Raw genomic sequence first — 25,686 nt, 5'->3', positions numbered from 1 at the left:
CTCGGTCGGACATGTCGGCAGCCTGGCAACGGCATTAACGGATCGATAACGCACACTGGATGCGTGACCGCCGAACTATTCGTTCTGCTCATCGTCGTCGTCACGGCTCTCGTTTTCGACTTCACCAACGGCTTCCACGACACCGCCAACGCCATGGCGACGTCGATCGCGACCGGAGCACTACGCCCACGCACCGCCGTCCTGCTCTCGGGCGGACTCAATCTGATCGGCGCGTTCCTCAGTGTGGAGGTCGCCGCCACCGTCGCCGACGGAATCGTGCGACTCGACGAGGTCGGTGGCGCGGATCTTCTCACCATCGTCTTCGCCGGGCTCGTCGGCGGCATTCTGTGGAATCTGCTGACCTGGCTGTTCGGTCTGCCGTCGAGTTCGTCGCACGCCCTGTTCGGCGGTTTGATCGGCGCCACCATCGCGGCACTCGGCTGGAGCGGGGTGATCTGGTCGGCCGGCAACAAGGGCGTGCTCACCAAGATCATCGTGCCGGCGGTGCTCGCCCCCATCGTCGCGGCGCTGGTCGCCTCGGTCGGGACCTGGCTGGTGTACCGGATCACCCGCAGCAGCGATCCGAACGTGGTCGACCGGGGATTCAAGTGGGGGCAGGTCGGTTCCGCCTCACTGGTGTCGCTGGCGCACGGCACCAACGACGCGCAGAAGACCATGGGCATCATCTTCCTGGCACTCATCGCCTACGGATCGGCCCAGCCCTCCGACGAACTGCCGCTGTGGGTGATCGTGGCCTGCGCGGTCGCCATCGCCGCGGGCACCTCACTGGGCGGTTGGCGCATCATCCGCACCCTCGGCAAGGGGCTGGTCGACATCACCCCGCCGCAGGGCCTGGCCGCCGAATCCACCAGTGCCGCGATCATTCTCACCTCGGCGCATTTCGGACTGCCGCTGTCGACCACGCAGACGGTCACCGGCGCGATCCTGGGCACCGGTATCGGCCGGCCCGGCGCCGAGGTCCGCTGGTCGGTACTCGGCCGCATGGTGGTGGCGTGGGTGTTCACCCTGCCGCTGGCCGGTCTGGTCGGCGCGATCTGCTGGGCGCTGGCACACGGTATCGGCGGCCTGCCCGGCGTGCTGGTGGTCTTCGCGATCCTGATCGTGATGGCCGGGCTGATCTATCTGCGCTCGCGCCGAACCCCCGTGCACGCGGCGAATGTCAACGAGCAGTGGACGAATCTGCCGGGGGTGGAGCGCGCCGACTCCACCGCATCCGACACCACCCCGGCCGCTCGGCCCGACGCCACCGCCCCCGCGCACCCCGGCGACCCGGGTACTGGGAGCGAGTCCCCCCGCGGCGAGGAGCCACCGTCGCCGATCGCTGAGCCCGGCCCCGAGGGGAACGATTCCGGCACTCCTCACGTCCATGCCGACGGGCAGTCCGGTCCCGCTGTGCCGACCATTCGCGACGACTCCGCGGCATCGCGTCGCACGGCGAGGAAGCTCTGATGCAGACCCTGATCGACGATCTGACCGAACTGTGGCGCGTCACCGCCGCGGCACTGCTCTTCGGCGCGGGACTGCCGGCGATCTTCGCACTGGGCGTGCGCCTGCACTCCCTCGCCGCGGATGCGCCACAGCCCGCGTCCACGCGCCGACGTGCGGCCGCGGCCTGCGCGGGGTTGTGTTATGCGGTGGTACTGCTGACCGTCATCGCCGGAGTGTTGTTCGTTGCCAAGGATTTCCTGGCCGCGCGACTCGGCATTCATCTGTTCGGTTGAGACCGAGCTGCCCGGGCGGCAGCGCCTCGACCGTCGAAAGGACATCGTGACTACCGAATCCGCATCACCACAGCAACCGGAGCCCGCCGAGACCGCGCCCTCGGTGCTGCAGAAGGTCCTGGGCTGGCTGCGCGCGGGATATCCGCAGGGTGTGCCCCAGTCGGACTATGTCGCACTGCTCGCGGTCCTGCACCGCCGGCTCACCGACTACGAGGTACATCTGGTCGTCGAGGAGCTGGTCCGCGAACGCGCCGGTGACGACGAGATCGCCCGGCACGAGATCGAGGCGGCCATCGCCCGAGTTGCCAAGGAGCTGCCGGGCGAGGACGATATCGCACGAGTGGCATCTCACCTGGCAGCTGGTGGCTGGCCACTGGCGACACCGACGTCGGACTGACCTTCTCCCCTATTCCAGTGAAGGAAGTGCGGACCCGTTCACGGGTCATCGACCTCGACATGACACCATCGCGAACGTGAGCACCACCCTGCGGACCCTCCCCATGCCTACCGGAGCCGCGGTGGGCGAGGTCCTGCCGCATCTGCGGGCGGCCTTGGAGGGCAACGGTCCGGCGTGGCTGCCGATCCCCACCGGCGATCGCCGTGAATCCCATCGCCTGTCCAGCGCGCTGCGCCCGGGTGAGGAAATCGATGACGAGGTGGCCCTGGTGGTCACGACCTCCGGCACCACCGGCGTGCCCAAGGGCGCGATGCTGAGTTCGGCCGCCCTGCGGGCCAGCGGCGACGCCACTCACGACCGCCTGGGCGGTCCCGGACAGTGGCTGCTGGCCCTGCCGACCCATCACATCGCCGGTGTGCAGGTGCTGCTGCGCAGTATTCAGGCCGGCACCGATCCGGTCGTCCTCGATGTCTCCGGCGGATTCCTGCCCGGCGGACTGGCGACCGCGGTGGCCGGGATGACGGGTCCGCGCCGCTACACCTCGCTGGTACCGACCCAGCTCATCAAGGCACTCGACGATCCGGTCGGCGTGCAGGCACTGGCCGCGCTGGACGCGGTTCTCGTGGGCGGCGCGGCCACTCCCAAGCCGGTCCTCGACCGAGCCCGCGCGGCCGGGATCAACGTGGTCCGCACCTACGGGATGAGCGAGACCTGCGGCGGCTGCGTCTACGAGGGCGTACCGCTGGCGGGTGCGAAGGTGCGAATCGAGGACGGCCGGGTGCTGCTGGGCGGCACCATGCTGGCCAAGGGCTATCGCGGTATCCCCGACCATCCCGCCTTCGCCGAGCCCGGCTGGTTCCGCACCGACGACGCCGGCACCTTCGACGACGGCGTGCTGACCATCAGCGGACGGCTGGACGAGGCGATCATGACCGGCGGCCTCCTGGTGATTCCGCAGGTGGTCGAGGCCGTACTGGCCACCCATCCGGCGATCAACGAGGCCGTGGTGCTGGGGTTGCCGGATCCCCGGCTGGGCCAGCGGGTCGCCGTGGCGGTGGTGCCCAACCCGGGAACCACCCCGACCCTCGACGAACTGCGCGCCCATGTGGTGGCCGAACTGGATCCGATCGCCGCACCGCGCGAACTCGCGGTCGTCGACGAGATCCCGATGCGCGGGCCGGGTAAACCGAACCGCGCGCTGTTGCGCGACCACCTCCTCGAGCAGGCGGCTCAGGAGCGGACCGGCTCCTAGACTTCCCCAAGAATCCGCAGGTCGCGGTAGACGCAAGGCGGTCGACAGCGCTCTTGCGTGGGCACGCAACAGCGGCGCAAGCCGGGTGCAAGACCGGCCTCGCACAGTAGTGCCATGACTTCTAACGCACCTGCTGACGCACTCGCCATCGAGGCGGACGGGCTGGTCAAGGTCTTCGGGGAGCACCGCGCCGTCGACGGCGTGAGCCTGGCGGTGCCGCAGGGCGCCGTCTACGGCGTGCTCGGCCCGAACGGGGCCGGCAAGACCACCACCATCCGCATGCTCGCCACCCTGCTGCGGCCCGACGGCGGCCGGGCCCGCATCTTCGGCCACGATGTCGTGTCCGAGCCGACCGCGGTCCGCTCGCTGATCGGCGTCACCGGGCAGTACGCCTCGGTCGACGAGAAACTCAGCGCCACCGAGAATCTCATGATCTTCTCCCGGCTGCTCGGGCTGGGCCGCGCCGAGGCCAAGCGCAAATCCGCCGAACTGCTCGAGGAATTCGGGCTCACCGAGGCCGCGAACAAGGCGCTGGAGAACTTCTCCGGCGGTATGCGGCGCCGGCTCGATCTGGCGGCCAGCCTGATCGCCACCCCGCCGCTGCTGTTCCTCGACGAGCCCACCACCGGTCTGGACCCGCGCACTCGCGCCCAGATGTGGGAGACCATCCGCCGGCTGGTCCGTGAGGGCGCCACCGTGCTGCTGACCACGCAGTATCTGGACGAGGCCGACCAGCTGGCCGATCGGATCGCGGTCATCGACCGCGGCAAGGTGATCGCCGACGGCACCTCCGACGAGCTCAAGGCCTCGGTCGGCCAGTCCGCCTTGCAGATCACCGTCGCCGATACCACGCGGATCGAACTGGCCCGCACCGTGATCGGCGAATTCCTCTCCCGCGCCGAGGGCAAGCTGGTCGACGCCAGCATCACCCCGGAGGCCGGACGGGTCACCGCACCGCTGAGCGATCCGAGCGTCACCGCCGACCTGCTGATCCGCCTGCGCGACAACGATATCCGGGTCGACGAGATCACCGTCAGCAAGCCGAGCCTCGACGAGGTGTTCTTCGCCATCACCGGCCACGGCGCCGACACCGACGCCGCCGACACCGCATCCCCCGCGGCCTGACCTCTCGCCACCCACCCACACCCGAAGGACTCATCGTGACCACCACACTTCCCGCACCCGCCGCCACCGGCCGGCACGCGGCCCGAGCCGCGATACCGGTTGTCAGCAACCACATCTCGTTGCGTCAGGCGATCGCCAATTCGCTGACCATGGCCTACCGCGGCATCCTCAAGATCAAGCACAATCCGGAACAGCTGTTCGACGTGACGATTCAGCCGATCCTGTTCACCGCGCTGTTCGCCTACATCTTCGGCGGCGCGATCGGTGGCAGTGTGCATGCCTATCTACCGGTGCTGATTCCGGGCATCCTGGTCCAGACGGTCGTGCTCACCTCCGTCGTCACCGGCACCCAGCTGCGTGAGGATATGGACAAGGGCGTTTTCGACCGCTTCAAATCCCTTCCCATCGCGAGGGTTTCGGCCCTGGCGGGCGCACTCGTCGCCGATATGGTGCGCTACGGTCTGGCCACGACGCTGACCATCGTCGTCGGCCTGATCATCGGCTACCGGCCCGCCGGCGGTGTGCTCGGTGTCGTCGCCGCCGGTCTGGTCGTCGTGTTCTGCTCGTTCGCGGTCAGCTGGATCTGGGCGCTGGTCGGCGTCACCGGTAAGAGCGCCGCGTCGGTGCAGGGCATCTCGATGATGATCATGTTCCCGCTGACCTTCATGTCGGGCGCGTTCGCACTCGTCAGCACCATGCCCGGCTGGATGCAGGCCATCAACAAGGCCAATCCCGTGTATTACATGGTGAATTCGTGCCGCGAACTGATGAACGGCAACGTCTACAGCAGCAACCTGCTCTGGTGCCTGGTCGGATCGGTGGTCGTGATCGCGATCTTCGCCCCGCTGGCCATTCGCGCCTACATGCGCCGGGCGTGAATCTCCCGAACACTGCCCGCCGGTCGCGATCGCGACCGGCGGGCAGTTGTCTGTGCCGACAGCGGCTAATCGCCGACCAGACGCTCGATCTCCGGAAGCATCGCCAGGAAGCGGGTCGCGACGGTGCGGCGGCTCATACCGGATACGGTCCGATGCCCCGACTCGATCACCTCGGACCCCACCCGCTCCCGTGCTGCCTCCAGATGGCGGCTCCACCGCATCGACGAATAGTCCTGGCGGCCTACCACTTTCTGCGAAATGGCGAGCAGTTCCGCGCCACGCCGCGGATCCTTCCCGGAGTGGATCAGATAGGACCCGAGAGCACCGGCCGCCCCGCCGACCTGCGGCACATCGATGTACTGGGTCAGCCGCTCCCGCGCCACTCGGGCCATCTGTCCGGGCAGGTGCGGCACCTCGTGGGCGGCATCGTTGAGCACATGCGCGTCCAGCACGGCACTCGCGACGATGATGTCGCCCGGCCCGGGCCCCATCGACAGGGTCGGCCAGCCGAACAGCTCCAGGCTGCGGCGGAATGCCCGCAACCCGCGCTCGATATGCCCCTCCGCCAACTCCAGTTCGGCCAGACCGGCGACGACGGCCGCCTTACGGTGGTTGGGCCGGGTCACCGGATCGTCCAAGCCCACACCGTCGTCGACGACACCGAGCGCGTATTCCAGTTCCCGGCGCGCCTGCGCCAATTGTCCGGTGCCGACCATCGATACCGCGAGGAAGCTGCGCATTTCCACGCTCTCCTCGTAGCAGCGCAGTTCCTGCATCAGTTCCGCGGCGCGGCGGTAGTAGGCCACCGCCTCCTCGTATCGTGCCGCTTGCGAGGCCATCTGCCCCAGATGCTGGCTGCACATCGCCGTGGCCCAGATATCGTTCCCCTCGACGATCGCGAGCGCCTGTGTCGCGTCACGGATCGATCCCGCGGTGAAGCTGTCGTTCTCCCGCATGTTCGCGCGCAACAGCAGGGCGAGTGCCCGAGTGACATCGTCCTCGGCCCGGGTGCCGGTCGAGAGCAACCGTACGCCCTTGGTGAGATCGACAGGTGCGCACAACAATTCACCCAGGAACCGCAGGGGCGGACGGATATCGTCGCGGGCGAGCAACCGGCGCGCCCGCATCCGGATGATCGCGATGGGCCGCAGTCCCACGTCGGCGAACGTCAGATGCATCGCGAGGAAGATATAGCTCTGCAGCTCGAGATCGGCCGCACCCGGCGGCCGCTGCCCCGTGGGCGACGGCACCGGGACCACCCGCGGCGCCCAGTTCATCAATTCCATGTGCGCGCCGCGCATCACCCACAGCACGGCGATCGGCCCGAATATCGAATAGACCGTGTGGGAATCGCCGCTGTCTATCGCATGGCGGAGGACGGCCAGCAGATTGTCCAGTTCGGCGGCCACCGAGAGCACCACGCGCACCTGCTCGGGCCCCTGGTACTCCTGCGTCGCCTCGTAGACGAATTGCCGTGCCCAGCCGCACATCCGATCCATGACCAGATCGGCCTCGCCGGCGGCGGCCAACTGTTCCTCACCGAATTCGCGCACTGTCTCCAGCATGCGATAGCGGGTGTCGATCGCGTCGTCGTCGGCCAGTACGGTCAGCAGGGACTGTCCCACCAGCCCGTCCACGGCGGCGACCGGGTCGAGCACATCCGGTCCGCCGACGACGAATTCGGCGGCGCGCAAAGTGAATCCACCGGGGAACCGGCACAGTCGCCGCAACGCCACCTGTTGTTCGGGTTCGAGCAGATTCCAGCTCCACTCGATCACCGCGTGCAGGGTGCGATGACGTTCCGGTGAGCTTCGATCGCCGGAACGCAGCAGGGCGAAGCGGTGTTCGAGCCGGGACTCGATCTCCTCCACCCGCATCGCGCGCACCCGCGCGGCGGCCAATTCGATCGCCAGCGGCAGACCGTCGAGGGTGCGGCACAGCCGCGCCACCACCTCCGGGTCCAGCCGGGCCGAGGGCCGCACCGCCCGCGCCCGGCTGACGAACAGTTCGGTCGCCGGCGAACCCTGGGCGTCGATCGCCAAGGGCGGCAGGGGATACACCGTTTCGGCGGTGATCGACAGCGGTGCCCGGCTGGTGGCCACCACGGTCAGCTGCTCACAGCTGCCCACCAGATCGGCGACCACCTCGGCGACCGCATCGATGAGGTGTTCACAGTTGTCCAGAATCAGCAGCATGGGACGCAGCGACAGCGCCTCCCGCAGCCTGCGCTTACCGTCGACGGTCTGGTTGCGGCGCAACACATTCGTCTCACGCGAATATTCGTTGACACCGAGGACCGCGCCGATCGCGGTCTCGATCTCCGCGCAGGTCCCGGCCAGCTGCTCGGCGGGCGAACCCTCGGAATCGGCGCGGATCGAGGCCAATTCGACCAGCGTCACCGGCTGCCGCTGCGACACCCGCGCTCCGAGTTCATTGGCCACCCGGGTCTTTCCGGTGCCGCCCGGCCCGAGCACGGTCGTCACCCGGAATTCCCGCACGAGTTTCTCCAGCGCCTGCAGATCGCTCTCGCGGCCGAGCAGCGGATTCGGCGCTGCCCGCAATCCGAGTGCCGTATTCGGCGGGGCCGCGGGAGATTCCGGCAGCCCGTCCGCCGACTGCGGTTCCAGCGCATGCTGCGCCGACGAAACCCGCTGCACCGCAGAGGAGGCCGGTAGGACGCGCGACTGCGCGGCGCCGGGCGCGGGCTGGTCGCCACGCAGAATCGCGGTGTTCAACGCCACCAGAGCCGGTCCTGGATCGGCACCCAGTTCCTCTCCGAGCCGGGTGCGCAACCCGGCGAAGACCTCCAGGGCCTCAGTGGCCCGGCCGTCGGAGGCGAGCAGCCGCATCAGAGTGGCGTGGGCGGGCTCGTCCAGTGGCTCGGCGGCGGCGGACCTCCGGGCCACCCGCAGTGCGCCACCGATATCCCCACCGGCCTCACGGGCGGACAGTTCCAGCGCGTCCAGACCGGACGCGCGCGCGGCCGCGAGTTCGCGGACCTCGTCGGCGACCGGACCGGGCGGCAGATCGGCGCCGGGTTCACCGCGCCACAGTCCGCGGGCTCGCAGCACCAGGTCCAGACAACCAGCCGTATCGCCCTGATCGAGCCGCTGCTGTGCTTGTCGTTCCAGGCTCCGGGCCAGACTCAGATCGACCTGTGTCTCGCCCAGCAGCAGCCGATATCCGGCCGGACCGATTTCCAGCGCACCCTCCGGTAGCGCCGAACGCAACCGGGAGACCTGCGTATGCAGCGCGTTCATGGGCGCGCGCGGAGGTTGTTCCCCCCAGATGTCGTCGATCAGCGCCTGCGCGCTGCGACTGCGGCCCGGATGCACGGCCAGCGCGGCGACCAGCAGCCGGGCTCGCGCGCCGGGTACCGCGACCAGCTCGGCCTCGCGCCGCAGCGCCACCTCCCCCAGCACTGCCACGCGGATCCCGGACAGCGTCGAATCCCGGACGCCGTCCGGTCGGGTGTGCGTTCCGGCGTCCGCGGAGCCGCTGTGATCAGAAAACATGCCTTCGCAATCGTATGTGGCCGGTCGAGTCATTTCCGGATGCGGCGGCGAGGTGAGCCGCTCCCGATACCTCGTCACCCCGAGAGCTTACTCCGATATATCGAAATAATGTTATCGACAAAGGAGCGGCGCCGCTGCCGCCTCCGGGCCAACGCTGCGCTGCCGCCCGCGGGCCACCACCATTAGGCTGCCTGACATGGCTAGTGCAGCACAATGGCTCGAAGGCGCCCGCCCGCGGACGCTGCCCAATGCGATCGCCCCGATCCTCGTCGGCACGGGCGCGGCCGCGTCGCTGGATGCCGCGGTCTGGTGGAAAGCACTACTGAGTCTGCTGGTTTCGCTGGCCCTGATCATCGGCGTGAACTACGCCAACGACTACTCCGACGGCATCCGCGGCACCGACGACGAGCGAGTGGGACCGCTGCGCCTGGTCGGTTCGGGCCTGGCGAGCCCCGCCGCCGTCCGGAACGCCGCGATCGCCTGCCTGAGCGTCGGCGCCATCTTCGGACTGGTGCTGGTGTTCACCACGGCGTGGTGGCTGTTATTGGTCGGTGCGGCCTGCCTGGCCGGCGCCTGGTTCTACACCGGCGGCAGCAAACCGTACGGCTACAGCGGTTTCGGTGAGATCGCGGTCTTCGTCTTCTTCGGTCTGGTGGCGGTGCTCGGCACCCAATTCGTCCAGGCCGAGCGGGTCGAGTGGGCCGGCTTGGTCGGCGCCATCGCGGTCGGCGCGTTCTCGAGCGCCGTGCTGGTCACCAACAACCTGCGCGATATCCCCACCGATTCGGTGACCGGGAAGACCACCCTGGCCGTGAAACTGGGCGACACCCGGACCCGCACCCTGCATCTGGTGCTCATGGTGGTGCCGTTCGTCGCCTCGCTGGCGCTGGCCGTCCGCACACCGTGGGCACTGGTCGGATTGCTGGCGATTCCGCTGGCCATCCGATCCAACGCGCCGGTGCGCGGTGGTGCGCAGGGTCCGGGACTGATCCCGTCGCTACGCGATACCGGACTCGCGATGCTGGGCTGGTCGCTACTGACCGCCCTGGCACTGAGCCTCGGCTGAGATCCGGCGCGACCGGATCAGTCGCGCCCGCCCTCGGGAACGAAGATCCCGAGCACCCAGTTCACGACTGTGACGATGATCGCGCCGCCCAGCGCCGCCCAGAATCCGTCGACCCGCAGACCGTAATCGGTGGTCTCGGTGATCTTGGCGGTCAACCACAGCATCAGGGCGTTGATCACCAGGAGGAAAAGCCCCAGCGTCACGATCACCAACGGCAGTGACAGCAGCTTCACGATCGGCTTGATCAGCGCGTTGACCAGTCCGAAGACGATCGCGACGCAGACCACGACGAGAACCTTTCCGCCGGTGCCCGAGTCGGGCGGGTCTTTGAGCTCGATCCCGCCGATCCAGGCTGCGGCGAGCCAGATCGCGAGAGCATTGATCGCCAGGCGAAGCAGAAGTGCCATGCGGCAATGCTAACGGCGGGCGTGCCTCCGGGCCCGCCCCGTCACGCGGCGCGATCGAGCAAGTCCCGGACGGAGGTCCGTAACCGGTCCGCGCCTTCGGCACCGCCGAGCAGATCGCTGGTCGTCGCGTTGGGCGAACGCAGTATTCCGAGCAGGACGTGCCCGGCTTCGATGCGGTCGTCGCCGCGGGAAACCGCCTCGCGCAGTGAGAGTTCCAGCACCTTCTTGGCATCGCGGGTGAACGGGATATGCCCGAAGGTCATACTCCCGCCCAGCCGGAACCGGCCGCGCCCCTTGTCCACCACCGGATCGGGTTCGTCGAACACGTCCTCCCCGAAGGTGGCCTGCACACTGTCGCGCACCGCCTCCAGATCGATACCGATCGACTTCAGCGCGGCGGCATCGTCGGCGCCGAGCGGTTCACTCGGACTCTGCCGGGTGAGCTTTTCCCGGACCCCCTCGACGGTTACGCCGTTGTCGTTCAGCAGCTCTCGCAGCCCGGTGTCCGGACTGCACAGGAGGCCGAGCAGCACATGCTCGACATCGATGCTGGGAGAGCGCAATTCGCGGGCCTCCTCCTGAGCGACCACGATCGCGTACCGCGGCGCCTTGGCAAATCGTTCGAACATCAGCGAATTCCGCCTCTCCGGTTGTACTTCTGGTGGACCGCCTGCCGGCTGACCTCGAGCGCATCGGCGATTGCCTGCCAGGACCAGCCATGCTTGCGGGCATTGGCCACCTGAATCGCTTCCAATCGCTCGGCCAGCCGCCGCAGTGCCAGCACCGCGCGCAGCCCGACCTGCGGGTCCGGACTGCCGGCGGCGGCCGCCAACGTTGTCGCCTCACTCATGTATGTCAATTTACGTTGACACTCGGCGCACGTCAACAAAAATTGACATATCAGGATGTTCTCCCCGAGCGAACGATGAGGACGGTGGGACTCAGCCCCGCCAGATACCGGTCGCGGTGAACTCCGCCAGAACGGCGGCCGGATCGGTCAGATCCAATCCTTGCCCCGCGACCCATTCGTCATTGAAATACGTTCCGGCGTAACGATCTCCGCCGTCACACAGCAGTGTCACCACACTGCCCTCCCGGCCGGCGGCGATCATCTCCGCGATGACCGCGAAGGCACCCCAGAGATTGGTTCCGGTGGAACCGCCCACGCGCCGCCCGAGCACCGCACTGGCATGACGGCAGGCCGCGATCGACCCGGCATCGGGCACCTCGATCATGCGATCGACCACCTGACCGATGAACGACGGCTCGACCCGCGGCCGGCCGATCCCCTCGATCCGCGAGGGCATTCCGGTCTGATAGCCCGCATCGCCGACCTCGTACCCGCCGTAGAACGCCGAATTCTCCGGATCGACCACGGCCAGCCGGGTCTCGTGGCGGCGGTAACGGATATAGCGGCCGATGGTGGCGCTGGTACCGCCGGTCCCCGCGCCGACGACGATCCACGCCGGCACCGGATGCGATTCCAGCACCATCTGCTGATAGATGGATTCGGCGATGTTGTTGTTACCCCGCCAGTCGGTGGCCCGCTCGGCGTAGGTGAACTGGTCCATATAATGGCCGTCGCATTCGGCCGCCAGGCGCGTCGCCTCGGCATAGATATCGGGCGCGCGCTCAACGAAGTGACAGCGACCGCCCTGCGCCTCGATCAGCGCGATCTTCTCCGGCGAGGTCTTGGCCGGAACCACCGACACGAAATCCAGGCCGAGCAGCTTCGCGAAATACGCCTCACTGATCGCCGTCGACCCCGACGACGCCTCGACGATCGTCGTCCCCTCGCCGACCCAGCCGTTGCAGATCGCGTAGAGAAACAGAGACCGTGCCAGTCGATGCTTCAGACTGCCGGTCGGATGAGTGGACTCATCCTTGAGATACAGCCGCACACCCCACTCGGGCGGCAGCGGATAGCGCAGCAGATGGGTATCGGCGCTGCGCTGGGCATCGGCCTCGATCAGCCGCACCGCGTTGTCGACCCACTCCCGCGAAGTACTGCGATCGCAGGACTTCACAGCGTCCCACGCCGGTCGGGCCGATGAGCCGCTGCGCGATTGTCGCTCACTTGCCCTCCTGCGTCCTGCGGGACACCCGCACCCGGTCGGGCCGATGAGCCGCTGCGCGATTGTCGCTCACCTGCCCTCCTGCGTCCTGCGGGACACCCGCACCCGGTCGGGCCGATGAGCCGCTGCGCGATTGTCGCTCACCTGCCCTCCTGGTCCCCACGCATCCTGGCGCGCAGATTCGCCTTGTCGTTGCGGCGCTTCTCGTCGACGGCGGCGATGTCCTCGTTCACCCGCACGCGCAGCTTCTTGAACAAGACCAGCGACAGCGGCATCGCGACGATCAGCGCGAACAGCAGCGACACGATCAGCGGAATATCCACATCCACCAGGTTGGCCACCAGCAGGATGATCGCGGCGATGACCGCGACCAGCGCCAATCGCGCCAGGGTGTACAGCGCCAGATTGGTCGCGAGCCGGCGCCCCGCCGAGGCCGGGGCCCGGTCGCCGGCAGCGGCGTCGGGTCGGGATGCATCACTCACATCGACCAGGGTAGGCGACGTCCGGATACCGGTTCCGACCTGCCCTGTCTCCTCCCGGGCCGGTCGCTCCCGGTTCGCTCACCCAATTACTTCCAGTCGAACGTATATCCGTTTTGTCTATTACTTCCCCTTTACCAACGTTAGATCGTTCGAGTACCTGGGGGTCCGGGTGTAACTATGTCGCTATCTGATGAGGGATCTGTCGATTACGGAAAGGTTTGCGAATGACTGCGATCACCGCGGCGAGCCGCACGTTGGGTTCCGTCAACGGCCAGGAGGCCCTCCTGACCCCGGGCCAGGTGGCGGCGCTGTTCCACGTCGATCCGAAAACAGTCACCCGCTGGGCACATGCCGGGCGACTGGGCTCGCTGCGCACCCCTGGCGGACATCGCCGTTTCCGTGAGTCCGAGGTGATGCAACTGCTGAAATCGCTGACCACCGAGGCCACGCGCCCCTGAGTACGCAGGGCCGGTGAGCGGCGATCGCGAAGCGCTTGCCGGCCCGATCGGGTACGGGTGTCCCGCGTGATACCGGCCCATTCTCGCGGTCACCGTGCCGCAGGTACGCACACGGGATTACCCTCGATGTCAGGAGGTGAGCGACGTGGCGTACCTGTTGGCACTCATCGCGGTCGTGGCTGTCGCGGTGTTGTGCTGGAAAGCATTCGGACCGGAGCATATGCCCAGGATCGGCACCGGACGAGCCCCCGATAAGAGTCGCCGGGCCATCGGCCCCGACGACGACCCCGAATTCCTGTGGCGGATCTCCCGCCAGCACCGGGACGGCGATCCCGGCACCGACCGCTGACTCACCGGTGAGCGGTCCGGACGGCGTCGTACATCACGTCGAGTGCGGCCAGCGCCGCCGCCGTGGATTCGTCGCCGGCAGGTAGCAACGGCAGGCGTACCGCCGCGCTCGGAATTCGTCCCCGCGCGGCCAGTACGCCTTTGACCACTACCGGATTGGGTTCCGCGAACAACGCCCGCGCCACATCGACCAGGGCGTTCCCGTATCGCCGCGCCACATCGATGCGGCCCTCGCGCCATGCCGCGACCAGTTCCGCATAAGCATTCGGCGCCACATTCGCGCAGGTGAGAATGGCTCCCCGCGCGCCCAGCGCCAGTTGCGGCGCGGCATAGAGATCATCACCGCACAGCACCGCCGTCCGGTCCGCGACCGCGGCGAGCAGGCCGATGGTGGCCTCGTCGACAGCGCCCACCGCATGTTTGAATCCCGCCACGTTCGGAATGTCCGCGAGCTGGCACAGCGTCCGCGCCGCCAGCGGCCGCCCGGTGCGCTGCGGGACGTTGTAGATGATCAGCGGAACCGGGCTGGCCGCGGCCAGCCGCCGGAAATGCTCGATCACCCCCGCTTCCGAGGGCCTGGTGTAGTACGGGACCACCGTCAGCGCTCCCGCGATCCGTGGATCCAAGGCGACCAGCTCCCGTTCGGAATCCGCGGTCGCGTTGGTTCCCGTGCCGACGATCAGCGGAGCCCCGCGCTCCAGGCACACCTGCGTACACACGGTGACGACCTCCCGGCGCTCGGCCACGGTGAGAGTCGCGGGCTCGGCCGTGGTGCCGAGCGCCACGATGCCGGTCGCACCCGCATCGAGGACCTCGTTCGCAAGCTTCGCCAACACGTCGTAGGCGGGCCGGCCGTCCTCGGTGAACGGTGTGATCAGTGGAACGAAGAGGCCGCTGAAATTCATACCCCTCAGCCTGGCCGAAGCGATTCTTCAGGTCTATTACATATATCTTCACTCGAGCATAAGCTGATGTGATGCTCGATGTGCGGCGTTTACGACTCCTGCGAGAGCTGGCTCATCGGGGCACGATCGCGGCCGTCGCCGAGGCGATGTCCTACACCCCGTCGGCGGTATCGCAGCAGCTGAGCGCGCTCGAACGCGAGGCCGGTGTCCCCCTGCTCGAACGCACCGGCCGCCGCGTCGAACTCACCACCGCGGCACGGCGTCTCGTCGAGCACACCGAGGCCGTCCTGTCGATTCTCGAGCAGGCCGAGGCCGAATTGGCCACGGCCACCACACGTCTCACCGGCGCCCTCTACATCGGCGCCTTCCCCACCGCCGTCCAGCGCATCCTGCCCGCCGCGCTGGTCACCCTGAGTCGCGCGCATCCGCTGTTGGAACTGCATGTCACGGAACTGGATCCGGCGGAGGTGCCCGCCGCGCTGCGCGCCGGAACCCTCGATATCGCGCTGATCCAGGAATACGACTACGTGCCACTGCCGAGCGAACCCGGCCTGGACACCGAACCGTTCCTGGAGGAGCCGGTATATCTGGCGGCCCGCGCGGCCGAACCCCTGATCGCGCATCGGGATTCGGCCTGGATCGCCGGCACTCCCGGAACGCTGTGCCACACGATGACCGTGCGGGCTTGCGAGGCAGCCGGTTTCATTCCCCGCATCCGCCACAACTCGGACGACTTCGGCACCGTCCTCGCACTGGTCGATGCCGGGCAGGGCGTCGCCTTCATCCCGGAACTCGCCATCCCGCCCGAGTCCGAAATCGGCACCACCGCGGTCGAACTGACCGGTCTGTCGATCCGCCGCCGCACCCGCATCGCCTATCGCTCGGGCACTCGCGAGCATCCCGCGATCGCCGCCGCTCGCACGGCCCTGCACGCCACCCTGGGCACCATCCCGCCGGTCGACAGCCTCGGCTGAGTTTCGCGGCCCTCGACCCCGCCCGTCAGCGGGCGAGTTCGGCCTGAACCCGCTTCACCAGTTCCTCGTACTCCTCGTCCAGCGCGCCCTGCCGCTCGTCGTCCGCCTCGTGATCGATCCCGTGCTTGCGCAGGAATGCGTAATTTCCCACGTAACTCAGCTCTTCCCAGGACAGGTCCTCGTCGTCGTCGACGCCCTGCGTGTCGACGCCGGGCAGAGCCGACACCGCGGCGGGATTGCCCACCACCCGAGTGAAGGCGCCTCGCCCCGAGCCGATGATCCACATCTTGAAATCGTTGAAGACATCGTCGTGCAGGAGGCCGCCGTGGATCTGCTGCGCGAGCTCGACGAGTTCGGCGCTGTCCAATTCGTTGCAGGCGTTCGACAGCAGAATGTCGAAATGGGCGATCTGCTCGACAGGCAGCGTCGCGAGACTGTCACGCAGGTATCGGGTTCGTTCCTCGTAATCGGGCGAATGCTCCAGGCTCGTTTCGATCAGAGACCAGAACGCGTCGGTATTCATGCCTTCGCATCTTGCCAAGCCGCACGCGCGCTGTCTTCCCATCGCGGAAACGAGCCACGTCATCGCGGTGGCGGCGCCATCGGTTGCCAACGCGGTCGAATTGCCGTGCGCAACAAGGCATGTGAATGATATTCGGCATGGCGCGCGGGTGCGGCTCCGCGCACCGGCACGACCCGGTGTCGGCGATGAGTTCGACGACCGGATGTCGTCTACTTCGATATGGCCGTGAATACGCGAAAGTTCGTGCTGATCCCCGGCGCCGGCGGCGCCGCGTGGTACTGGAGCCGGGTGGTGGCCGGTCTGAGCGCCGCGGGGCACCGCGCGGTGGCGGTCGACCTGCCCGCTGACGACGACAGCGCCGGCATCGAGCGCTACCGCGACCTGGTGCTCGAGCACACCGAACCCGGTGACGTGGTGGTGGCCCAGTCCCTCGGCGGCTTCACCGCCGGTGCGGTCTGCGCGCGGTTCGTTCCCTCGGCGCTGATCTTCGTGAACGCGATGATTCCGGCGCCCGGCGAGACAGCGGGGCAGTGGTGGGGCGCTGTCGATTCCGCCGCGGCCCGCGAGGCCGCCGCCGAAGCACACGGCTACAGCCGCGAATTCGACATGGATACGTACTTCTTCCACGATGTCGCGCCGGAGATCGTGGCCGAGAGTGAACGATACGAACGTTCCCAGTCCGATCGGATCATGGCCGAGCCGTGCCCGTTCACCGCGTGGCCGCGGATCCCGATCCACGTCCTGGCCGGCGCCGACGACCGCTTCTTCCCGCCGGCACTGCAGCAACGGGTCGCCCGTGAGCGTCTCGGAGTCGACGCCGACGTGATACCCGGAGGTCACCTGGCCGCCCTGTCGAATCCGAGCGGCGTCGTGGACTATCTGCTCGGTCGTTGAGCCGGAGCCCGCGAATTCGGGCATATCAGAAAACTCGGGCGCCCAGGTCGGCCAGGGCGCGGCGGCGGGCATCGATCGCACTCGGAAGGCCGCCGAGATCGGCGTCCGATGGCTATGCTCGGTTCGACTGTGGCGCCGGCGGTTCTCGGGGCGGTCGCCGACACCGCGATTCCGCGAGTTGTCGAGGAGCACTGATGACCGTCATCCACGATTTGCCCGCCCACGTGCTGTTCGTGCATGTCATCGTGGTCCTGGTGCCGTTGACCGCGGTCCTGGAGATCGTGTGCGCCGTGTGGCCGGTCGCACGGCGCGGCCATCTGGTGTGGCTGACGCTGATTCTGGCGGTGATCGTCATGGTGCTGACACCGATCACCATTCATGCCGGGCAGTGGCTGTACGACCTGCGCGAGAATCCGGACGCGATCCTGCGCGAGCACGCCGAGCGCGGCGAGACGATGCTGTATTTCGCTATCGCTCTGCTCGTCGTCGCCGTGGCGCTGACCGCGCTGCACATCGCGGAGCGGCGCGGCACCGATCTGCACGTGATCGTCACGGTGGCTGTCGCCGTCCTCGCTGTCGCGGTCGGTATCGCATCGATCGTGCAGACCTACCGGGTCGGCGACGCCGGCTCGCAATCGGTGTGGGGCAACGAGATCGCGCACCTGCAGCATCCTCGCGGCAGCTGACGCTCCTGGGACAGGCCGGACTTGTCCGGTGGGGCTCGCCCGGCAGCACGCCACGGGTCGTGATCGCATGGGCTGATACGGGACCGGAAACGGCGGTCCGGAACGGATCCGGGCGCAGCGGCCGAGTCACGGCCGTCGCTTCGCGCGCCAACGGACTTGACCCTGACATCGTGACAAGGTTTCGAATGGTGGGCGAAGGAGGTGGTTCCCGTGATTACCACCAACCATAATGAGCCCGATGCTCATCTCGTCGCCGCCCTGGCCGCGGCCGACTCGTCGACTCGGCTGCGCGCGGCGCTGTCGGCCGGCACCCAGGGAGATGCCCGGCTCGCGGAAACACTCGTCGCCCGCTGTGCCGTCGAGCCGGACTTCTTCGTCAGAGACATGCTGACCTGGGCGCTGTGCCGGCTGCCGGCCGAGATCACGGTGCCGCGGCTGCTCGCCGAACTCGGTTCCGAGATCCCGCAGGCACGCAGCCAGGCATTGCACACCCTGTCCAAGATCGGGGACCGTACCGCCTGGCCCGCGGTGTCGGCGCTGCTGCACGACGCGCACGACGATGTCGCGTTGAGCGCGTGGCGGGCGGCCGCGGTACTCGTACCTCCCGGCGAGGAGTCCGGCCTCGCGGTCGATCTGGCGAAGGCGCTGGGGCGGGGCGATCACGCCGTGCAGCGCGGGCTGAGCCGTGCGCTGGCGTCGCTCGACGTGGCCGCGGTGCCGGTGTTGGAGGCCGCCGCCACGGCCCGCGATCCTCGGGTGCGCGCCCACGCCGAGGCGACCGAGCGCCTGCGCCTGGACCCCGACAGCGGATTTACGCTGTCGCTGGAGTTGGCCAAGCGGGTGGCGGCGACGGGTCCGGACGCCTAGAGAGGAGACGACGAGATGTTGATCGGTGAGGTCGCCCGCCGTTCCGGTGTCAGTACCCGCATGCTGCGCCATTACGACCGGCTGGGACTGGTCCAGCCCACGGACCGCACCACCGGCGGATACCGCGAGTACTCCGCCGCCGACATCCGTCGTCTCTTCCACGTCGAAAGCCTTCGGACACTGGGGCTTTCGCTGAACGACACCAAACGGGCGCTGGATGAGGCGGATTTCGCGCCGATCACGCTGGTGAGTGAGCTCATCCGGCACACCCGAGCGCGGATCGCCGCCGAGACGGAACTGCTCGACAAGCTCGAGCGAGTCGAATCGGCCGCGCCCGAGCAGTGGGAGGACGTTCTGCGCATCGTCACACTGCTGCGCGCACTCGAATCGGAATCGGGAGCGCACCGGCAGCAGGCGGTGCTGGCCCAGCACGAAGGCGCGGCACTGCCGATCCGGGCGCTGGCCGGCGCCGCGCTCGTCGAGGACGATTTGAATGTCGCGGGCGCACTGCGGTGGTCGCTGGCGCGGGCGGGCACCGCGGGATTGGCGGAGCTGGCCGCCGGTCTCGACGCGGAGGCCCCCGGTGTCCGCCGGCGCGCGACGATCGCCATCGCCGCGGTGCCCGTAGCCGAGGCGACCGCACTGCTCAGACGAGCCCTGACCGACCGCGACGCGTCGGTGCGCGACCCGGCCGCGCTGGCCCTGGGGTCCCGGCTCGATATCGACGCCGCCGCCGCGCTGCTCGAGATGGTCGTCGCGGGTCGCTCGGATATCGAGGCCGCCGAAGCTCTGGGCCTGCTGGGCGTGCTGCCCGGCACCGGCGACGAGATCGTACGGGCCATCCGGGATCGTCTCGATTCCGCGTCCGAACCACCGATACGCTCGCGGCTCACCCAGGCGTTGGCCGAAATCCCCGGCACCGCGGCACGGGAGACCCTGATCGATTTGACCGGCGACGCCGATCGGACCGTCGCCGCGACCGCTGCGGCGATCCTGCGCCTGCGCGACTGAGTCAAGCCTGCGCGTGTACCAGGGTGTGCAGATCCTCCACCGGCCAATGACCTTGTACACCAGGTCTTTCCGAGAGATATCGGACGATGGCGTCCGAACTCCACCCGTGCGATTCGCGCAGTCCGGCGGACAGCATGTGCAGATAGCGCGCCGACGGCTTGGTCAGTTCGGCGGTGTGCGGTTCCGAGGGGGAACTGAAGGTCAGCACCGGATAGCCGTCCAGATCGTCCACATGCCACAGGGTTTCGTAGCGCCCGTCTCCCAGGCTCAGGACACCGTGGCGCACCACCTCGGCCGGATCGAATTCCGCGACCTCGCCGGGGTCGCGATGCATCTCCTGCGCCATGAGATCGGTGAATTGCCCGACCGTCAGCAGATAGCCCCGTGCGGCGGCCCCGGCCGGCCAACCTGACGGCGGCCGGTGCGCGTAGAACGCGACACCACCCGACCACACCGGACTCTCCCCGGCGAAGTAGATGCAGCCGGACAAGGTCAGCGGCCTGCTGTCCGGTGGCGGAGTGGCATCCCGGAACCCCGGGTAGATGCGTGGTGTGCCCGGCGGATTTCCCCCGGCGCGGTAATAGGTGAAGCGCCGTTCGAACAGGTTGGACCCGTACGCGGCGTACCAGACGTACTCCGCGCTCACGACACTTCGATCCACGCCGGAACAGGTGCGCGCACCACCCGACCATACGGGAATGCGGTGGCGGGGCCCGTCGCGCCGCGGCGCGCACCGCTCATACCCGCAGTTCCTCGATGCGCCGGCGCAGATGGTCGAGCAACTTCTCCGGATCGTCGAATCCCGTCGGGTCGATGGGAGCGCCGAAGTGGATCGTCACCTCCTGGCGCCGATCGAAAGCCGGCCCGCTACCCCGGTTGCGTCGCATCGGCAGCACCAGATCGGTGCCGGTGGTGCCGACCGGAATGATCGGAACCCCACTCGCCAGGGCGAGTTTCGCCACCCCCGGCTTGTACGGTTCGCTCTCCCCCGCCGCGACCAGCCGCCCCTCGGGATAGATGATCAGCACCCCGCCGTGGCGCAGAATCTGTTCGGCCTGCGCCATCGCGGATTGCCCGGATCCGTTGTCGCGCCGCACCACCGGTATATGGCCCAGGCGGCGCACCAGCCACCCGACCACCGGCCACGTCCACAGCTCGGCCATGGCGAGGGCAATCGCCCTGCGCCGCAACGCACCCCACAGGAACACCGCATCCAGCATCGAGATGTGATTACTCGCCACGATGACGGGTCCGGACGCCGGCACCCGTTCCCGGCCGATGACCGTGACGTGGACGAAGTTCGACCACGCCAGGGTGCGCAGGATGCGCCGCACGAATTGCGTGGTGAGCCACGCGCGTTTGCCCAGCCCCTTGGGCCGCCGATCCGCTCGCTCGTTCATTCCTACCCCCCGCGATCTGTTCGGAACGGGTCCCATTCTCGCATCCGGCACCGACAAGTCGGCCGTCGAACAGGTCGCCGCACACCTGCGATGAATTCCGTGCGGGCACGCCGTCCTACTCGTAGAGCGTCGTACCCGCGAAAGGACAACCATGCCCGCACACGAAGTCGGCACCCGGGAACAGTGGCGAAGGGCGTACGAGGATCTGCGCGCCCAGGAGAAGGCATTGACCAGGCGCAACGACGAGCTCGCGCGGGACCGCCGAGCCCTGCCGTGGGTGCCGGTCACCAAGGAGTACCGCTTCGACACCAATGCCGGCGTCAAAACCCTCGCCGAACTGTTCGACGGCCGCTCGCAGCTGATCATCCGGCACTTCATGCACGGCCCCAAGACGCCACAGGGCTGCCCCGGCTGCACCTTCGAAACGGACAACCTGGTGGGCGCGGTGCCGCATCTGGCCCACCGCGATGTCACCTTCCTCCTGGCGTCCCGATCACCGCTGGAGACTCTGAACGACTACAAGCGCCGCTTCGGCTGGGATATCGAATGGGTGTCCATGGGCGACAACGGTTTCAACGACGATTTCTACGAGGTCATGCGGATCCCGACCCCCAATCGGCCGGCGGGCGACATGCTCGATGTCATGGAATTGATGGCGCTGAGCAGTTTCGCACTGGCCGACGGCGTCGTCTATCACACCTACTCGACCTACGACCGCGGCACCGACGCCCTCAACGCCACCTGGCAACTGCTCGACCGCGCACCGAACGGCCGCGGCGACACCTTCGACACGTGGCCCCGCAAACGCGACGAGTACTGACCGCCCTGCGGCCGTACCGGTGACACCCGGCCCCGGCGCGGGCCGGGTGTCACTAGGGTGACCTGGTGAGCTTCAGCGGCAACGACGACCCGGCCGGTATGAGCGCGCGCGATCGGCGACGAGCCGAACTGCGCGAATATCTGCGCAGTCGCCGCGAGCGCTTGACACCGGCGGCGGTCGGACTTCCCGAAGCCGGACGGCGACGCACGCCGGGCCTGCGCCGGGAGGAGGTCGCCGTACTCGCCGGTGTGGGCGTTTCCTGGTACACGTGGCTCGAACAGGGCCGCGACATCAAGGTGTCCGGCGGTATTCTCGACGCGGTCGCGCGGGCGCTGCTGCTCGACGAGGTCGAGCGGGCGCATCTGTATCGCCTCGCCGGGCTCAACCCGCCACAGCGCGCGGCGGCGCCGTCGGTCCCGATCTCGCCCCAGATGCAGCGGCTGCTCGACGCCTGGGCGCCGCGGCCCGGCTACATCCGGGACAGGCACTGGAATTTCACGGCCGTCAACGAGGCGGCGCGCCGGGTGTTCGGCTACGGCGATACCGACCACAACTGCCTGATCTCGTACTTCACCAATGCCCGCTACCGCGTGCTGCACCAGCATTGGGAGGAGAACGCCCCGGCCGTGGCGGCGGGCTTCCGCGCCGACTCCGCTCACTACCCCGACGATCCCGAATTCGACCGGATCGCGAGCGACCTCGCCCAGGTCAGCCCGGAATTCGCGGATCTGTGGGCCCGCCACGACGCGGCCGAGCACACCACGGCGGTCAAGGCCGTCGAACATCCGCAGGCGGGTCTGCTGGTCTTCGACGCCACCCTGTTCCCGGTTCCCGAACATCCCGGCCATCACCTGATCCTGCACAATCCGCGGCCCGGCACCGATACCGCCGAACGCCTCGAGCGGTTGCTCCAGCCTGGTGTTGCCACACCCACCATGAACTGACACTGCCTCCGCGCGCACGCGGCGAACAGGATCGTTGTCATGAGCAGCGCACAGATGACAGCCATCACCATCCCCGAGTTCGGTCCCGCGGAGGTCCTGCGTCCGGATACGGTCGACCTCCCCGAGCCGGGTCCCGGCCGGGTCGCCATCGATGTCTCCTACGCCGGTGCCAATTTCGCCGAGGTTCTCTACCGGCGGGGTGTCGTGGACGTCCCGCTGCCCTTCGTACCCGGTATCGAGGTATCGGGCCGCATCCGCGCCCTGGGCCCGGAGGTGACGGGTCTGTCGGTCGGCCAGCCCGTCACCGCCCTCACCATCGTCGACGGCGGCGGATACGCCGAGGTCGTCGTCACCGACGCGGACTTGGTCGCACCGCTCGACGGTCTGGACCTGAGCCTGGAGACCGCGGCCGCCCTGCCGTCCAACAGCACCACCGCATTCCTGGTCCTGGATCGGGTGGCGCGGATCGAGCCGGGTGAGAGTGTGCTCGTGCACGCCGCGGCCGGGGGTGTCGGCAGCCAGCTCGGCCAGGCCGCGCACCTGCTGGGCGCGGGCCGCGTCGTGGGTACGGTCGGCAGCCCCGCCAAGATCGAGGCCGCCCGGTCGTTCGGCTACGACGAGGTGATCCTGCGGGAAAATCTCTCCGACGCCGGAGAATTCGACATCGTCGTGGATATGGTCGGTGGTCCTGCTCGCCGCGCGAGCCTGGACCTGCTGACTCCCATGGGCCGGATGGTGGTGATGGGCAATGCCTCCGGCGCCGAGGATGTCGGCATGTCGGCGAACGAACTGTGGTTCACCAACAAGACCGTCTCGGGATTCAACCTGGCCGCCTTCGCCGCCGCCTACCCGGCCGACGCCGGAGCGGCCCTGCGGCGCGCGGTCGACGCCGCCGCCCGTGGCGCCCTGCGCGTGCGGGTCGAAACGCTGCCGCTGGCACAGGTGGTCGCGGCCCACCGCCGCATCGAATCCGGCTCCACGACAGGAAAATTGGTGCTCGCCCTGTGACCGCGGATCGGATCCGGCCGGCTGCCCGAATTTCCGCACCGCACACAGAATCCGGCACGAATACCCGATTTTTCGCGATACGGCTCATTCTCCACGCGGAAGTTCTCGATCATCATGAATGTCCATAACTTCCCACCACAGGGAAATCTCATTACATACCGCATGGACTGTTTACGTTATTCTCGAACGCGCCCCGGGAGGTAGAAGCCACAAGAAGTGAGATACCCCATGGCCAACGGAACATTTTCCTATCCCGACGCGGACGGAAACACACAACGAATTGTCGATCCGTCCGACTATCACGACTACAACATCACCATCGGCGTCGGCGATATCGATAACGCCACCGACTCGACGGCAAATATGTACACCCAGCACAACAGCAGCGGACGGGTGGATTCGATATACCCCGGCGGACGAAAATACTCGGATGCCGTATACCTCTGTTGCCGATTCACCAGTTGAATTCGAGCAACGATTCCATACCGGCTGAATCCGAACGAAAGCCTCGAGAAATACAGATGGATCTCCCACTCGTCCCGCGCACCGAAAAGACCCCAGCGACATCCCATCTCGGTCGGCGGACTCGCCGCAGGCCGCGCACCGACCGTAACGATCACAGAGGCGATCAACTGACCGCTGCCGACTGGAATTCCATCGCCGGATGGTTGAATCCGAGCGGGCATCACCGCGTCGGGCAGATCGGCGCGGAATAACTCGACTGCCGGATGCGGGCCCTGCCGCCGGGTCCCGCGCCGATCGACACGGCGAAACCCGGCAGTGCCTCCGGCAGCGGACAACAGCGCTCGCCGTAGGACTCTCGGCCTTACCTCGCAGGTAATCGACTCGGCGCAGCGGCGACGGCAGTATTTCCTGCGTGAGCGATACACCGAGCACCACCCGCGCCATTGTCGAGGAGTTGCTGTCCCGGATCGGTGCGGGCGCCCCGGACAGGATCGCCGAACTCTACGACCCGGCCTGCGACTGGAAACTGAATTGGCCGGAGGCCGAACACGGCCGAGCGGCGACACCATGGATCCGGCACCGGCCGACTGCCGCCGATCACTATCGCCGGATTGCCCACCATCACGTCCCCGAAGAATCCGGCACCGTGGTCGAAGGCATTCTCGTCGACGGACCGAATGCGGTGGTACTCGGCGAGATCCGCCACACCGCGCAACCGACCGGCCGTGCCTATCGAGCCCGCTTCGCTCTGCACCTCACTGTCGAGCACGGCCTGATCACCCGCCACCATGTCTACGAGGACAGCCTGGCCGTAGCGCAGGCGTTCGAGGACCGCCCCGCCGGCGCCGGACCGGTCTGATCCGATCCGCTGGCCAGTGCGGCCGCGCGAGTGCGGGTTCCTGCTCGTGGCGAGGCCGGAAGTTCGGTGGTGCGCGACGATGGACAGATGTTTGTCGTACTGCTCACCTACACCGCCGACCTGGACACCATCGACTCGCTGATCCCCGAACACGCGGCCTGGCTCGACGCCAACTACGCCGCGGGCGTTTTCGTGGCATCGGGGCCCCGGGTGCCGCGAACGGGCGGGGTGATCGTGGCGGACATCGAGACGCGGGCACAGCTCGACGCGGTCTTGACGCAGGATCCGTTCGGCGCGACCGGCGCGGCCACCTATGAGGTAATCGAGTTCGTCCCGACCAAGACAGCTCCCGCACTGTCCTACCTCGTTGCGGAAAATACCTGAACGACAACGACTCCCAGACCTCGCCCGGCCCCGGCGGGCGAACCGCCACCGGCGGCGGACCTCGACGCCGAAATTGTCGGGCCCTACATCCGCTCCATGCTCGTTCTGTGCGCGCCTCGTGCGAGGATGGGCCCCGTACCTCTTCGGAAGGAACTGTGCTGCTGTGAATATGGGAATGGTTGTGGGCGACCGCCGCTCTCG

General features: G+C 67.9%; 30 protein-coding genes. 20 read left to right on the top strand and 10 right to left on the bottom strand.

Annotated elements, in window-relative coordinates:
- Positions 1-63: 63 nt before the first annotated feature.
- From LKD76_RS03995 to LKD76_RS03970, 6 genes are all read left to right on the top strand, one after another.
- Complete coding sequence (locus LKD76_RS03995; RefSeq protein ID WP_227979570.1) at positions 64-1,470, top strand: inorganic phosphate transporter; 1,407 nt, start codon at positions 64-66, stop codon at positions 1,468-1,470.
- Positions 1,470-1,742, top strand: a complete 273-nt coding sequence (locus LKD76_RS03990) for a hypothetical protein (protein WP_227979569.1) — start codon at positions 1,470-1,472, stop codon at positions 1,740-1,742. The genes LKD76_RS03995 and LKD76_RS03990 overlap by 1 nt, the downstream gene beginning before the upstream one ends.
- Positions 1,743-1,788: 46 nt before the next feature.
- Positions 1,789-2,139 carry a DUF3349 domain-containing protein gene (locus LKD76_RS03985; protein ID WP_372465739.1) on the top strand — a complete coding sequence of 117 codons (351 nt, stop codon included), beginning with the start codon at positions 1,789-1,791 and terminating at the stop codon, positions 2,137-2,139.
- A gap of 103 nt (positions 2,140-2,242) precedes the next feature.
- A complete protein-coding gene (gene menE / locus LKD76_RS03980) occupies positions 2,243-3,391 on the top strand; it encodes an o-succinylbenzoate--CoA ligase (protein WP_227985085.1) in 1,149 nt (382 codons plus the stop codon).
- A gap of 114 nt (positions 3,392-3,505) precedes the next feature.
- Positions 3,506-4,516, top strand: a complete 1,011-nt coding sequence (locus tag LKD76_RS03975) for an ATP-binding cassette domain-containing protein (protein ID WP_227979568.1) — start codon at positions 3,506-3,508, stop codon at positions 4,514-4,516.
- A 35-nt stretch (positions 4,517-4,551) separates the two neighbouring features.
- Positions 4,552-5,394, top strand: a complete 843-nt coding sequence (locus tag LKD76_RS03970; protein WP_372465737.1) for an ABC transporter permease — start codon at positions 4,552-4,554, stop codon at positions 5,392-5,394.
- A 65-nt stretch (positions 5,395-5,459) separates the two neighbouring features.
- Here LKD76_RS03970 and LKD76_RS03965 read toward each other — a convergent pair whose 3' ends face one another.
- A complete protein-coding gene (locus LKD76_RS03965) occupies positions 5,460-8,909 on the bottom strand; it encodes an AfsR/SARP family transcriptional regulator (protein WP_227979567.1) in 3,450 nt (1,149 codons plus the stop codon).
- A gap of 196 nt (positions 8,910-9,105) precedes the next feature.
- Between LKD76_RS03965 and LKD76_RS03960 the strand changes: the two genes are divergently transcribed.
- On the top strand, positions 9,106-9,975 hold the full coding sequence (locus LKD76_RS03960) for a 1,4-dihydroxy-2-naphthoate polyprenyltransferase (RefSeq protein WP_227979566.1): 870 nt from the start codon (positions 9,106-9,108) through the stop codon (positions 9,973-9,975).
- A 17-nt stretch (positions 9,976-9,992) separates the two neighbouring features.
- Here the strand turns inward: LKD76_RS03960 and LKD76_RS03955 are convergent, their stop codons facing one another.
- From LKD76_RS03955 to LKD76_RS03935, 5 genes are all read right to left on the bottom strand, one after another.
- A complete protein-coding gene (locus LKD76_RS03955; RefSeq protein WP_227979565.1) occupies positions 9,993-10,382 on the bottom strand; it encodes a phage holin family protein in 390 nt (129 codons plus the stop codon).
- Between the two features lie 41 nt (positions 10,383-10,423).
- Positions 10,424-11,011 carry a Clp protease N-terminal domain-containing protein gene (locus LKD76_RS03950; RefSeq protein WP_227979564.1) on the bottom strand — a complete coding sequence of 196 codons (588 nt, stop codon included), beginning with the start codon at positions 11,009-11,011 and terminating at the stop codon, positions 10,424-10,426.
- Positions 11,011-11,232: a helix-turn-helix domain-containing protein gene (locus LKD76_RS03945; protein WP_227979563.1), complete on the bottom strand. Its 222-nt coding sequence runs from the start codon at positions 11,230-11,232 to the stop codon at positions 11,011-11,013. The genes LKD76_RS03950 and LKD76_RS03945 overlap by 1 nt, the downstream gene beginning before the upstream one ends.
- 91 nt (positions 11,233-11,323) lie before the next feature.
- A complete protein-coding gene (gene cds1 / locus LKD76_RS03940; RefSeq protein WP_227979562.1) occupies positions 11,324-12,409 on the bottom strand; it encodes an L-cysteine desulfhydrase Cds1 in 1,086 nt (361 codons plus the stop codon).
- A 188-nt stretch (positions 12,410-12,597) separates the two neighbouring features.
- On the bottom strand, positions 12,598-12,939 hold the full coding sequence (locus tag LKD76_RS03935) for a DUF4229 domain-containing protein (protein ID WP_227979561.1): 342 nt from the start codon (positions 12,937-12,939) through the stop codon (positions 12,598-12,600).
- 224 nt (positions 12,940-13,163) lie between these two features.
- Between LKD76_RS03935 and LKD76_RS03930 the strand changes: the two genes are divergently transcribed.
- Together LKD76_RS03930 and LKD76_RS03925 are read left to right on the top strand one after the other, a co-directional pair.
- Positions 13,164-13,397, top strand: a complete 234-nt coding sequence (locus LKD76_RS03930) for a BldC family transcriptional regulator (RefSeq protein ID WP_051025198.1) — start codon at positions 13,164-13,166, stop codon at positions 13,395-13,397.
- Positions 13,398-13,542: 145 nt separating this feature from the next.
- Positions 13,543-13,746 (top strand): hypothetical protein, encoded by a 204-nt coding sequence (locus LKD76_RS03925; protein ID WP_227979560.1) that lies wholly within the window; start codon positions 13,543-13,545, stop codon positions 13,744-13,746.
- Between the two features lies 1 nt (position 13,747).
- Here LKD76_RS03925 and dapA read toward each other — a convergent pair whose 3' ends face one another.
- Positions 13,748-14,650: a 4-hydroxy-tetrahydrodipicolinate synthase gene (dapA, locus tag LKD76_RS03920; protein WP_227979559.1), complete on the bottom strand. Its 903-nt coding sequence runs from the start codon at positions 14,648-14,650 to the stop codon at positions 13,748-13,750.
- A 71-nt stretch (positions 14,651-14,721) separates the two neighbouring features.
- Here dapA and LKD76_RS03915 point away from each other — a divergent pair, with 71 nt between their 5' ends.
- Positions 14,722-15,624 carry a LysR family transcriptional regulator gene (locus LKD76_RS03915; protein WP_227979558.1) on the top strand — a complete coding sequence of 301 codons (903 nt, stop codon included), beginning with the start codon at positions 14,722-14,724 and terminating at the stop codon, positions 15,622-15,624.
- Between the two features lie 25 nt (positions 15,625-15,649).
- Here the strand turns inward: LKD76_RS03915 and LKD76_RS03910 are convergent, their stop codons facing one another.
- Positions 15,650-16,147, bottom strand: a complete 498-nt coding sequence (locus LKD76_RS03910; protein WP_227979557.1) for a DUF4240 domain-containing protein — start codon at positions 16,145-16,147, stop codon at positions 15,650-15,652.
- Between the two features lie 225 nt (positions 16,148-16,372).
- Between LKD76_RS03910 and LKD76_RS03905 the strand changes: the two genes are divergently transcribed.
- The 4 genes from LKD76_RS03905 (at position 16,373) to LKD76_RS03890 (ending at position 19,605) form a co-directional block, all read left to right on the top strand.
- Positions 16,373-17,041 (top strand): alpha/beta fold hydrolase, encoded by a 669-nt coding sequence (locus LKD76_RS03905; protein WP_227979556.1) that lies wholly within the window; start codon positions 16,373-16,375, stop codon positions 17,039-17,041.
- 194 nt (positions 17,042-17,235) lie between these two features.
- Positions 17,236-17,727 carry a DUF2231 domain-containing protein gene (locus LKD76_RS03900; RefSeq protein ID WP_227979555.1) on the top strand — a complete coding sequence of 164 codons (492 nt, stop codon included), beginning with the start codon at positions 17,236-17,238 and terminating at the stop codon, positions 17,725-17,727.
- A 201-nt stretch (positions 17,728-17,928) separates the two neighbouring features.
- Positions 17,929-18,594 (top strand): HEAT repeat domain-containing protein, encoded by a 666-nt coding sequence (locus LKD76_RS03895; RefSeq protein ID WP_227979554.1) that lies wholly within the window; start codon positions 17,929-17,931, stop codon positions 18,592-18,594.
- 15 nt (positions 18,595-18,609) lie between these two features.
- Positions 18,610-19,605 carry a MerR family transcriptional regulator gene (locus tag LKD76_RS03890; protein WP_227979553.1) on the top strand — a complete coding sequence of 332 codons (996 nt, stop codon included), beginning with the start codon at positions 18,610-18,612 and terminating at the stop codon, positions 19,603-19,605.
- Between the two features lies 1 nt (position 19,606).
- On the opposite strand, the gene LKD76_RS03885 is transcribed toward LKD76_RS03890, so the two are convergent.
- Together LKD76_RS03885 and LKD76_RS03880 are read right to left on the bottom strand one after the other, a co-directional pair.
- Positions 19,607-20,251, bottom strand: coding sequence for a histone deacetylase (locus LKD76_RS03885; protein ID WP_227979552.1), 645 nt, complete (start codon positions 20,249-20,251; stop codon positions 19,607-19,609).
- Positions 20,252-20,342: 91 nt separating this feature from the next.
- A complete protein-coding gene (locus LKD76_RS03880) occupies positions 20,343-21,005 on the bottom strand; it encodes a lysophospholipid acyltransferase family protein (protein ID WP_227979551.1) in 663 nt (220 codons plus the stop codon).
- A gap of 151 nt (positions 21,006-21,156) precedes the next feature.
- Between LKD76_RS03880 and LKD76_RS03875 the strand changes: the two genes are divergently transcribed.
- From LKD76_RS03875 to LKD76_RS03850, 6 genes are all read left to right on the top strand, one after another.
- Positions 21,157-21,825 (top strand): DUF899 domain-containing protein, encoded by a 669-nt coding sequence (locus tag LKD76_RS03875; protein ID WP_227979550.1) that lies wholly within the window; start codon positions 21,157-21,159, stop codon positions 21,823-21,825.
- A 65-nt stretch (positions 21,826-21,890) separates the two neighbouring features.
- Entirely contained in the window at positions 21,891-22,769 is an 879-nt protein-coding gene (locus tag LKD76_RS03870; protein WP_227979549.1) for a helix-turn-helix transcriptional regulator, read from the top strand.
- 39 nt (positions 22,770-22,808) lie between these two features.
- Positions 22,809-23,777, top strand: coding sequence for a quinone oxidoreductase family protein (locus LKD76_RS03865; RefSeq protein WP_227979548.1), 969 nt, complete (start codon positions 22,809-22,811; stop codon positions 23,775-23,777).
- Positions 23,778-24,005: 228 nt separating this feature from the next.
- A complete protein-coding gene (locus LKD76_RS03860) occupies positions 24,006-24,242 on the top strand; it encodes a hypothetical protein (protein WP_227979547.1) in 237 nt (78 codons plus the stop codon).
- A gap of 412 nt (positions 24,243-24,654) precedes the next feature.
- Positions 24,655-25,101 carry a nuclear transport factor 2 family protein gene (locus LKD76_RS03855; RefSeq protein ID WP_227979546.1) on the top strand — a complete coding sequence of 149 codons (447 nt, stop codon included), beginning with the start codon at positions 24,655-24,657 and terminating at the stop codon, positions 25,099-25,101.
- 87 nt (positions 25,102-25,188) lie between these two features.
- Positions 25,189-25,485 (top strand): YciI family protein, encoded by a 297-nt coding sequence (locus LKD76_RS03850; RefSeq protein WP_227979545.1) that lies wholly within the window; start codon positions 25,189-25,191, stop codon positions 25,483-25,485.
- The last annotated feature ends 201 nt before the right edge of the window (positions 25,486-25,686 follow it).

The sequence above is a fragment of the Nocardia spumae genome, from assembly GCF_020733635.1.
GTDB classification, from domain to species: Bacteria; Actinomycetota; Actinomycetes; order Mycobacteriales; family Mycobacteriaceae; genus Nocardia; species Nocardia spumae.
This window is presented reverse-complemented; position numbering and strand designations above follow the sequence as displayed.